Consider the following 8,105-nt stretch of genomic DNA (forward strand, 5'->3'; position numbering starts at 1 on the left):
GGTCACCCTGGCAGCAGCCATCCGGCGAGCAGACCTGGCAGGCGCCCGTCGGGGAACAGCCGACGTGGCAGGCACCCGCGTACACGCCCACTGAATACGGCCAGTACCAGCAGCCGCCCGCGCAGTACTACCCGCCGTCCCAGCCGTTCCCGCAGCCCACGGGCTACCCGCAGCAAGACCAGTACGGCGGCCAGGCCGGCCAGTACGGTCAGCCCGGGCAGTACGGTCAGCCCGGCCAGCCCGGCCAATACCCGCCACCGGGGCAGTACGGGCAGCCAGGTCAGTACGGCCAACCAGGGCAGTACGGCCAACCAGGGCAGTACGGCCAACCGGGGCAGTACGGCCAGTACCCGGGGCCCTACGGGCAGCCTCCCGCCCGCCCGAAGCGGTCGCGCGCGGTGATCGGCACTGTCGTCGGCGTGTTCGCCGCCATCGTCGTCGCCGTCGTGTTGGTGCTGGGCTTCTGGCAGCCAGGGTTTTTCGTGACCACAAAACTGGACGTCAGCAAGGCACAGGCCGGTGTTCAGCAGATCCTTACCGACGACACCAACGGCTACGGCGCGAAGAACGTCAAAGACGTCAAGTGCAACAAGGGCCAGAACCCGACGGTCAAAAAGGGCAGCAGCTTCGACTGCGACGTCAGCATCGACGGCACCAAACGTCAGGTGACGGTGACCTTCCAGGACAACAAGGGCACCTACGAGGTGGGTCGGCCCAAGTAACCGCTCAGGACGACGGCAGCGCGTCGAGCGCTTTCTGCAGTCGCGCGATCGGTGACCCGACCCCGAGCCGAGTGGCCAGCTCAGCAGTCCGCGCCGGATCGGCCGCCACCAAGGGCAGCGCGTCGGTAGGGGTCGACAGGGTGACCGGCGCATCGGTGGCCACCCGCACCACCGGGCCGGCGGCTTCGATGTAGTCGGCGGCGTTACGCAACTTGGTTCGCAGACCTTTGGACAGCGACGATTTGGGGTCGTCGACGGCGGCCAAGATACCCGCCAGGGATCCATGTTGCGCCAGCAGCGTCGCGGCCGTTTTTTCGCCGATACCCGGCACGCCGGGAAGCCCGTCGGAGGGATCGCCGCGCAGCAGCGCCAGCTCGGCGTAGCCCACTCCGGCGCGGTCGGCGGGCACGCCGTAGCGCTCGGCTACCTCGCGCGGACCCATCAGCGTCGCGTTGGTCAGGCCGCGTCCGAGATAGAGCACCCGAACCGACACCGGATCGTCGCCGACCACCTGTAGCAGGTCGCGGTCGCCGCTGACGACGATCACCGGGTCACGCCGCTCAGCAGCGGCCAACGTGCCGATCACGTCGTCGGCTTCGAAACCCGCCGCACCGCCGGTGCAGATGCCGAATGACTCGAGGATTTCCTCGATCATCTCGACCTGCGGTGACAACTCGTCGGGCACTTCCTCGACATCGGGTTCGCCGTCGGGGTGCTCTTCCTCGACGCGATGCGCCTTGTATGACGGGATGCGGTCCACCCGGAATTGCGGTCGCCAGTCCAAGTCCAGGCACACCACCAAGCGGCCAGGGCGCTGGCGGGTGACCAGCATCGCGACCGAGTCCAAGAAGCCGCGGACCGCATTCACCGGCCGACCGTCCGGAGCGGTGATCGAGGAAGGCACGCCGAAGTAGGAGCGAAACCACATGCTGGCGCCGTCAAGCAGCAACAGCGGCGCAGACATGCCCGCCATCCTGCCAGTCGCGCGGCTAGCCTGACTGCCATGGGTTCTCATCGCTTCGATGCCGACGTTTACGGTCGCCGGATTGCGGCCGCGACGGCCGCTACCGCCGAGGCCGGCTTGGCCGGCCTGGTGATTACCCCGGGCTACGACTTGCGGTACCTGCTCGGCTCACGCGCGCAGACTTTCGAGCGGCTCACCGCGCTGGTGCTGCCGATCACCGGTGACCCGACCGTGGTGGTACCGCGACTGGAGCTGGCGTCGCTCAAACAGTCCGCTGCCGCGGATCTGGGTCTGGCAGTGCGAGATTGGGTCGACGGCGATGATCCCTACCAACTGGTCGCCGAGGCCATCGGAGGCGGACCCGCCGCGAGCGCCGTCACCGACTCGATGCCCGCGCTGCATTTGCTGCCACTGGCCGACGTTCTCGGTGTCGTGCCGGTGTTGGCCACGGGTGTGCTGCGTGGGCTGCGGATGGTCAAGGACGGTTCCGAGATCGACGCGCTGCGCAAGGCCGGTGCGGCTATCGACCGCGTGCATTCCCGGGTGCCGGATTTTCTGGTCCCCGGTCGAACGGAGGCCGACGTTGCCGCGGATATCGCCGAAGCAATTGTCGCCGAAGGGCATTCGGAGGTGGCATTCGTCATTGTCGGTTCCGGTCCGCATGGTGCAGACCCGCACCACGAGTACTCGGATCGGGAGCTTGGCGTCGGTGACGTCGTGGTCGTCGACATCGGCGGCGCATACCGGCCCGGATACCACTCCGATTCCACCCGCACCTACAGCATTGGTGAGCCCAACGCTGAAGTGGCGCAACAATATTCAGTGCTGCAGCGGGCCCAACGAGCGGCCGTCGAGGCGGTGCGTCCCGGAGTGACCGCCGAACAGGTGGATGCCGCTGCTCGCAGCGTGCTGGCCGAAGCCGGGCTCGCCGAGTATTTCGTGCACCGCACCGGGCACGGCATCGGGTTGTCGGTGCACGAGGAGCCGTACATCGTCGCCGGCAATGACTTGCCGCTGCAGGCGGGCATGGCGTTTTCCGTCGAGCCCGGAATCTATTTCCCCGGCAGATGGGGCGCGCGTATCGAAGACATCGTGGTGGTGTCCGAAGACGGCGCCCTGCCCGTCAACCATCGTCCACACGACCTGATCGTCGTCCCGGTCTAGGGTTATTCTCGTGCGATGACCGATCACGACCGCGCCGCCGCCCGCCGAGAAATCACCGATGCGTTTCTCAACGCGTTGGAACGACGCCATGAGGTGCTGGACCTGATCGTGGAGGCCGAAGACCGGTCGTCGGCGGTCGACGGCATCGTCACCTTGCTGGGCACTTCACGGCTGGGCGCCGAGGCAGTCATCGGGATGTCCTTCGATCAACTGACCATCGCCTCGCGGAAGAAGATCGCCGCCGAGCTTGAAGACCTGAACAACATCTTGAGTTTCACGTTCAAGGACCGGCCCGCCAGCTCCGGCGACACCTTGGTGCTGCGACCGTTCTCCGCGGCGTCCGACCGCGATATCTTCGCGGCGCGCACCGAGGAGGTGGGCGCCAAGGGTGACGGGTCAGGTAGCCCGGCCGGTGGGCTCGACGACGAGATCCGCTCGGCGCAGGATCGGTTCGACGCCGAAGAGGCCGCGTGGTTCGTCGCGGTCGACGGTGACGAGAAGGTCGGCATGGTCTTCGGCGAACTCGCCGATCACGAAGTTCACGTGCGGATCTGGATCCGTCCTGACTGCCGGCACCGGGGCTACGGCACTGCCGCGCTGGCCAAATCGCGACCGGAGTTGGCGGCCTATTTCCCGGCCGTGCCGTTGGTGATTCGGGCGCCCGGCGCCACCCTGGTCTAGCGGAACTAGCCCGTTTTGCGGGTCAGCAGATCCGAGGACCCTAGGACTCGTTCGATCTGTACCTCGATGACCACTCGTCGGGGGTTGGCCCTCGGTGTGCGGTAGCGCTGTGCGTAGCGCAGTTCGGCGTCGCGCACGGCGTCGACTTCCCTGTTGACGCTGGCCCGGCCCTCAAGCGATAGCCAGCGGGCACCGTCGACCTGACTGAGCACCGCGACCCCGCCACGTTCGGCGTTGACCGCCTTTTGCGAACCGCCGGTAGTGATCACCCGCGCGATATGTGTCTTCGGGTCGAAGGTGAAACCCACCGCCACCACGTGCGGCGAATTGTCGACGCGCAGCGTGGTCAGCATGGCGAGATGGCGCTCCGTGAGAAACGCCAGTGCGTCGTTGGTCAGCCGGGCGGTGCTGTTCGCCATCACCGCTCACGCTAGCGCAGGTGATAATCACAGCCGTGGATGACACGGGGGCTGTGGCACCTAGGACGGTTTTGATCCTGGGCGGTCGCAGTGAGATCGGTATCGAACTCGCGCGCCGGCTGGCTTCCGGCGCCACGGTGATACTGGCGGCGCGTAAAGCCGATCAACTGGCTGACCAGATCGCGGCCGTGCGCGCAGCCGGAGCGGCGGCCGTGCACACCCAAGAGTTCGATGCCGACGACCTCGATTCGCACGGACCGCTGGTCTCCTCGATCGTCGCCGACCACGGCCCGATCGACACTGCGGTGCTGGCGTTCGGGATCCTCGGCGATCAGGCCCGCGCCGAGGCGGACGCTGCGCACGCTGTCGCGGTCATACACACCGACTACGTCGCGCAGGTCAGCCTGCTCACCCATTTGGCCGCGGCGATGCGCCAGGCCGGGCGGGGATCGCTGGTGGTCTTCTCGTCGGTGGCCGGTGTCCGAGTGCGTCGGGCCAACTACGTGTACGGCTCGGCGAAGGCGGGTCTGGACGGGTTCGCCAGTGGATTGGCCGACGCGCTGCACGGCACCGGGGTGCGGTTGTTGATCGCCCGCCCGGGATTCGTCATCGGCCGCATGACGCACGGCATGACGCCGGCTCCGTTGTCGAGCACGCCCGAGCAGGTGGCCGCCGCCACCGCACGAGCACTGGGCAAAGGACGGCGCACGGTGTGGATCCCGTGGCCGCTGCGGCCGATGTTCTTCGCGATGCGACTATTACCGCAGTTCATCTGGCGGCGACTGCCGCGATAATCGTCCCGTCGTCAATTACAAAGGGCTACAGGCGAATCAGAACAGTGGTGGGAGAAACTCGGACGACCGGAGGACTGAATGAGGCTTGAAGGCAAGGTTGCTTGATCACCGGAGCCATCGGCGGCATGGGCGGCGCCTCGGCGCGCCTCTTTGCCAAGGAGGGTGCGGCCGTCTTGGTTGCCGCCCGTCACGACGAGCTGGCAGACCCCATCGTCAAGGAGATCACCGACGCAGGTGGCAGGGCCGCTTTCATCCAGTTGGAAGTCACCGGGCAAGAGCAGTGGGAGGCAGCGGTTAAACAGGCCGAGAAGCAGTTCGGCGAACTACACATCCTCAGAACGTCGTCGGGAGCAACGATTTGGTCATGCTCCCGGAGGTCGACCTGGACGCGTGGCACAAGGTCTTCGAGATCAACGTCACCGCAACCATGGTCGGGATGCAGACGTGCGCGCCGCTGATCAGGGACTCTGGTGGTGGGTCGATCGTCAACATCGGGTCGGTCGGCGGTTTGTCGGGCACGTTCTCGACGGCGTATTCGTCGTCGAAGTGGGCCTTGGAGGGTCTGTCCCGCTCCGCCGCCTATGTCTATGCCGACTGGGGGAATCCGCTGCAATGTCATTCAGCGCGGTTTCATCGCGACGAAGATGACCGCACCGCACTCCAATCCGGCGCTGAAGGAAATTGTCGACAAGCAGATGCAAGAGACCGTGCTGCTGCGCCGGATGGGTAAGCCCGAGGAGATTGCCAATACCGCGCTGTTTCTCGCCAGCGACGAGTCCTCCTACATCACCGGTACGGATATCGTCGTCGATGGTGGGTGGTTCTCTGCCGCTGCATATCTCACCAATGAGCGGCGCAGCGGGTTGCTCAAAAACATAGTGGCGGCCAAGGACAGCGACTAGGACTTCGTTGCCGTCGCACGGCTGTTGCCTCGCTGCGCTCAGAATGCCGGTTGCCTCTTACGGCCCTAACGCCCGGGAGCGGCCGCCCCACGCGACGTCACAATTCTCGAAGACGTAGCGCACGTCCCGATGATGGACGGCCCCGCTCTCGTGGCACGCGCCATCCATGCGTGTATAGGCGCGGCCACGAATCGAAATAAGCTTGTCGGTCAGGTCCGCTGAGTCGAACATCTTTTACGACGGTGGTATCGACTGGCTGAAGAACACTTTAGCCACGGAGGCGCCGACCGCTCCTGCTAACTATGGCGACCGCGCGGAGCTCGCCAAGAATCTTGCAAGAATCCTGCCGCACCCTACGCATTGTCCGCATTGTCGGCCACCTCGACCGACTTCGGAGCATGATGAAGCACATTCGCGAGAAAGGGACTCACAAATGGCCAGGCAGTGGTGGGTGAGTCGTCGAGACAAGTTGGCAGAGTGGGCGCGTCCGTACCTGGAGTCGGGTGAGCAGATTCAAGCGGTCTTCGGGGCGCAGTCGAGGGCATGGCGGGTTTGGCACATTCTCGTTGGCTTGTTTTCTTACTTAGCCCTGTACGCCGCCCTTTTGGTTTTCGCCCGCCCCTGGGCGTCGGTGTTCTACTACGTCTTTATCGTGGCGATGACGATCCTGTTTATTCTCTTCTCCTACGGCCACGACGTCGTGGTCACCGACCGGGCAATCGTGGTGCTCGATATCTCCAAGTGGCCGTACCGGCGCACCGCCCGGCTCCGCCTGCGTCATTCGCGCGATTTCTACTTCGGCCAACTGTCTTGGCGCAAGCGAAGTTTCGTGCTGGACAACACCAAATACTGGGTGGGCCGGAGATTCTACAAGGACGTTGCGACCGCAGATGCCGCGCTGACCCAAATGACGCAGTATCGCCAGTAAGGCCCTGCGGCTGCCGCCCCTGAGACAGCAACCCCGAAGCCTGCCGCCAGCGGGCTGGTATCCCGATCCGGACTGGCGGCCCGGCCATGCGGTACTGGGAGAACCAGCGATGGGGCAGCCAGCGCGCCCGCGACGGTACTAACTTCGGCCGCCCTGGGACCTGCGGGCCAGCCCAGAAGGTTTTGACCGGGTTGTGGATGCGGCAGTAGCACTTTGAGGCTCGAGGCATGGGTGCGTCCTCCGTCGGCGTGCCGCATGGTGCGTCGATATCGCTGTCGCCGACAGGGCGGTCACAGCCCCGCCCTCGGCAGGTCAAGTCCCGGCGCCGCACAAAATTCGCAGCGCTTTCGACGGCGCATATCCTTGCGGAGTCCACGATCAGGATGTCCCGGTGCGCCGGGCATAGGCCGTGCGCTTGTCGACGTCGACGTCGCTAGTGAACACCCGATCCGTACCCAAGGCGCGTCCCGTCGCCTCCGTGACCCGCTGCGGCAAAAATCGCTGAACGGTCGCAATCACGCCGATCGAACGGGGAACGAACACACGGGGTTTCGGTTTGGCGATCACACCTGCGACGGCGTACGCGACGTCTTCCGGCTCGGCATTCTTGATGCCCCTCCCACGCCCGGCGCCGGCAATCATCTCGGTGTTAACCAGCGTCGGCAGGATCGCCGAGAAGTGCACGCCGCTCTCGCGGTTCTCCAGCCGGACGCTATCGGTGTAGCCGACCACGGCATGCTTTGTGGCGCAATAGGTTGCGATGCCCTCGGCCGCCAGCACACCGCCCAGCGATGCGATGTTGACGATGTGACCCTGGCCGCGCGGCAGCATCCGTTGGGCGGCCAGCTTGGTGCCCAAGATCACGCCGTAAATGTTGACATCGAGCACCCGTTGCGTGATGGCGTCGGCCTCGTCGACCGCGCTACCGACGGCGATGACCCCGGCGTTGTTGACCAACACATCCACGGGTCCCAGCTGGTCCTCAACATTGTCAAGAAAATCGGTAAAGGACCGCCGATCCGTCACGTCCAGTCGGCGGCCAACGCTCAGCCCTAACCGGCTGCCGGCATCCTTGACGGCCGATCTGTCGATATCGCCGATCGCGACTGCGGCGCCCAACTGATGCAGAACCGTCGCAGTAGCCAGTCCGATTCCGCGTGCGCCGCCGGTGATAGCAATGACCTTCTCTGCAACAGAATCGCGTTTCATCGCCCGGTGCTCCTCGTAGTCCGGGCTAAAGCGTAAGCGCTCAAGAACCTCGCTCACCGGCTATCGTCGGCCGCAGCAGCTCAGAGCCCGAAAAGGAGGGTATCGGTATGAATGCTCGTCGCGTAGTCAGCGCCGCGGTTGTGATAGCTGTTGTACCAATCGGTTTAGTCGTCGCAGGCGGGGTAGCGCAGGCCGATTGGCCAGCGCCGGGCGATCCCTGCCCGGAATTGCACGCAACAACGACGGATGCCCAGGGGAAGCCGATGTGGTGCAACCCGATGATGACCCGCACTCATGACTTCGTCTGGCAGTACGGCGGACC

Annotated in this window: 10 protein-coding genes and 1 pseudogene; 8 read left to right on the plus strand and 3 right to left on the minus strand. The window is 65.2% G+C overall.

The window, feature by feature from the left end; genetic code table 11:
• Nucleotides 1–722 (plus strand): DUF4333 domain-containing protein (locus WBF82_RS16830; RefSeq protein ID WP_424384109.1); only part of this gene is annotated, 722 nt, incomplete at its 5' end.
• 4 nt (nt 723–726) lie between these two features.
• Here the strand turns inward: WBF82_RS16830 and WBF82_RS16835 are convergent.
• Nucleotides 727–1,686 carry a 5'-3' exonuclease gene (locus WBF82_RS16835; protein WP_424384110.1) on the minus strand — a complete coding sequence of 320 codons (960 nt, stop codon included), beginning with the start codon at nt 1,684–1,686 and terminating at the stop codon, nt 727–729.
• Nucleotides 1,687–1,725: 39 nt separating this feature from the next.
• Here WBF82_RS16835 and WBF82_RS16840 point away from each other — a divergent pair, with 39 nt between their 5' ends.
• Entirely contained in the window at nt 1,726–2,850 is a 1,125-nt protein-coding gene (locus tag WBF82_RS16840; protein WP_424384111.1) for a M24 family metallopeptidase, read from the plus strand.
• A 15-nt stretch (nt 2,851–2,865) separates the two neighbouring features.
• Entirely contained in the window at nt 2,866–3,531 is a 666-nt protein-coding gene (locus tag WBF82_RS16845) for a GNAT family N-acetyltransferase (RefSeq protein ID WP_424384112.1), read from the plus strand.
• Between the two features lie 5 nt (nt 3,532–3,536).
• Here the strand turns inward: WBF82_RS16845 and WBF82_RS16850 are convergent, their stop codons facing one another.
• Nucleotides 3,537–3,950 carry a F420-dependent biliverdin reductase gene (locus WBF82_RS16850; RefSeq protein WP_424384113.1) on the minus strand — a complete coding sequence of 138 codons (414 nt, stop codon included), beginning with the start codon at nt 3,948–3,950 and terminating at the stop codon, nt 3,537–3,539.
• Nucleotides 3,951–3,985: 35 nt separating this feature from the next.
• Here WBF82_RS16850 and WBF82_RS16855 point away from each other — a divergent pair, with 35 nt between their 5' ends.
• The 4 genes and pseudogenes from WBF82_RS16855 (at nt 3,986) to WBF82_RS16870 (ending at nt 6,574) form a co-directional block, all read left to right on the plus strand.
• Nucleotides 3,986–4,744, plus strand: a complete 759-nt coding sequence (locus tag WBF82_RS16855) for an SDR family NAD(P)-dependent oxidoreductase (protein WP_424384114.1) — start codon at nt 3,986–3,988, stop codon at nt 4,742–4,744.
• A 101-nt stretch (nt 4,745–4,845) separates the two neighbouring features.
• Nucleotides 4,846–5,282, plus strand: a pseudogene (locus WBF82_RS16860) (SDR family NAD(P)-dependent oxidoreductase); the annotation flags it as partial.
• 49 nt (nt 5,283–5,331) lie between these two features.
• Nucleotides 5,332–5,646, plus strand: a complete 315-nt coding sequence (locus WBF82_RS16865; protein WP_424384115.1) for an SDR family oxidoreductase — start codon at nt 5,332–5,334, stop codon at nt 5,644–5,646.
• 451 nt (nt 5,647–6,097) lie between these two features.
• The gene (locus tag WBF82_RS16870; protein ID WP_424384116.1) at nt 6,098–6,574 is read left to right on the plus strand and encodes a hypothetical protein; all 477 of its coding nucleotides are present in this window, start codon (nt 6,098–6,100) and stop codon (nt 6,572–6,574) included.
• A 378-nt stretch (nt 6,575–6,952) separates the two neighbouring features.
• Here the strand turns inward: WBF82_RS16870 and WBF82_RS16875 are convergent, their stop codons facing one another.
• Complete coding sequence (locus WBF82_RS16875) at nt 6,953–7,783, minus strand: SDR family oxidoreductase (RefSeq protein WP_424384117.1); 831 nt, start codon at nt 7,781–7,783, stop codon at nt 6,953–6,955.
• Nucleotides 7,784–7,890: 107 nt separating this feature from the next.
• Here WBF82_RS16875 and WBF82_RS16880 point away from each other — a divergent pair.
• A partial coding sequence (locus tag WBF82_RS16880) for a hypothetical protein (RefSeq protein ID WP_424384118.1) occupies nt 7,891–8,105 on the plus strand: 215 nt, incomplete at its 3' end.

This window comes from Mycobacterium sp., from assembly GCF_049673265.1.
Lineage (GTDB): Bacteria > Actinomycetota > Actinomycetes > Mycobacteriales > Mycobacteriaceae > Mycobacterium.

Excerpts from the sequence above, each read along its gene's own strand:
- WBF82_RS16875 (WP_424384117.1), bottom strand. The coding sequence starts at position 7,783 with ATGAAACGCGATTCTGTTGCAGAGAAGGTCATTGCTATCACCGGCGGC.
- WBF82_RS16850 (WP_424384113.1), bottom strand. The coding sequence starts at position 3,950 with ATGGCGAACAGCACCGCCCGGCTGACCAACGACGCACTGGCGTTTCTC.
- WBF82_RS16865 (WP_424384115.1), top strand. The coding sequence starts at position 5,332 with ATGCCGACTGGGGGAATCCGCTGCAATGTCATTCAGCGCGGTTTCATC.
- WBF82_RS16845 (WP_424384112.1), top strand. The coding sequence starts at position 2,866 with ATGACCGATCACGACCGCGCCGCCGCCCGCCGAGAAATCACCGATGCG.
- WBF82_RS16835 (WP_424384110.1), bottom strand. The coding sequence starts at position 1,686 with ATGTCTGCGCCGCTGTTGCTGCTTGACGGCGCCAGCATGTGGTTTCGC.
- WBF82_RS16840 (WP_424384111.1), top strand. The coding sequence starts at position 1,726 with ATGGGTTCTCATCGCTTCGATGCCGACGTTTACGGTCGCCGGATTGCG.